The 1,238-nt window shown below is 41.4% G+C and carries 2 protein-coding genes and 1 pseudogene; 1 reads left to right on the top strand and 2 read right to left on the bottom strand.

Annotation, left to right across the window (positions count from 1 at the left end; all coding sequences use genetic code 11):
* Window positions 1–124: pseudogene (locus L691_RS28025) on the bottom strand (nitroreductase family protein); the annotation flags it as partial.
* 190 nt (window positions 125–314) lie between these two features.
* Here L691_RS28025 and L691_RS0106115 point away from each other — a divergent pair.
* Entirely contained in the window at window positions 315–905 is a 591-nt protein-coding gene (locus L691_RS0106115) for a TetR/AcrR family transcriptional regulator (protein WP_025689419.1), read from the top strand.
* Between the two features lie 167 nt (window positions 906–1,072).
* Here the strand turns inward: L691_RS0106115 and L691_RS33910 are convergent, their stop codons facing one another.
* Entirely contained in the window at window positions 1,073–1,225 is a 153-nt protein-coding gene (locus tag L691_RS33910; RefSeq protein ID WP_269634836.1) for a helix-turn-helix domain-containing protein, read from the bottom strand.
* Window positions 1,226–1,238 lie beyond the last annotated feature (13 nt).

Genomic DNA, 1,238 nt, shown 5'->3' with positions numbered 1-1,238 from the left:
TTTCGGTCAATTCCTCCCGCGAAATTGTGATCTCGGGATCATAGCTGCGAACCGACCGACGTTCTTGAATAACATCGAAAAAAAGTTGGTGCTCCATCGTTTTCGACGGTTGTGAAACCGACATGGTCCTCTCCTCCTTTGGGAAAAGCTGCATTCAGCATTTTGTTTCAATGCAACACTAGTTGTTTGAACAACACCTGCTGTATTTGTATGTTATAATAACAACCGATTGATTCGCAATCATCAATAACCATAAGCCGTTGGATAGACAACACCATCTCTATAATGTCGTTTTTGTTGAGGAGATCCTAACTATGACAATTAAAAAGAATGAAGCTGATCCTCGTGTGATTCGTACACGGCGGCTCCTTCAAGACGCTTTTGCTTCATTAATTCAAGAAAAAGACTTTGAATCGATAACCGTTAGGGATATTGCGGAGCGGGCTACTGTTAACAGGACGACTTTTTACGCGCACTTTGTAGATAAATTCGAAATGCTTGAGGCCAAACTAATGGAATCATTTATGACAATCATCAATCGTAGAATAAGCGGTCACGAAGTATTAAATGAGGAAACCATTCAGAGTATTTTTCTGGGGGTATGCGATTTTCATAAGGGTCTAAGCACTATGTGTAAGAGAAGGTATACATCACTTGGACTTGTTTTCGAAAATCAAATAAAGGAAAAAATTCAAACCCTAATTCTTTCCTTTATAGATAAAGACAAGATGCAATCGGTTCCAAATGCGCAATTCTTAATAAATACAGCTTCTATTATGTTAAGTTGGGGGATGTATGGGGCGGCTTACGTTTGGAACAATGAGGGGTGTCTAATAAGTGCGGGATCATTCGTTAAACAGACTATGCCCTTATTGATGAACGGAGCCAAAGAACTGCTGGGATAAGTCCGGTCGCTAACGATTAAGCCGCCGCATAGGGCGAGCAGTGTTCAGTAATAGCATTTATATTAGCTACTGACACTGTCCAACTTACGGGAAGCAGTCCGATAGGTCGTCGGTGACATCCCATTTTTGGCGGTAAACTGTTTGATAAAGTAAGTATCATACTCAAATCAAGTAGCGCGCGCAATTTCATTGAGGCTCATATCTGTATGTACCAAAAGGTCACCCGCAACTTTTAAACGATGTGAAAGCAAGTAACCCATCGCTGTATTCCCGCACCTTTCCTGAAACCTCTTATTTAGAGCTTCGTCGCTATAGTGGATGCCTGATGTCTGC

It is taken from the genome of Paenibacillus zanthoxyli JH29 (assembly GCF_000520715.1).
Classification (GTDB): Bacteria; Bacillota; Bacilli; order Paenibacillales; family Paenibacillaceae; genus Paenibacillus_AQ; species Paenibacillus_AQ zanthoxyli.
Note: the sequence above shows the minus strand (reverse complement) of the source record. Positions and strands in the feature narration are given on the sequence as shown.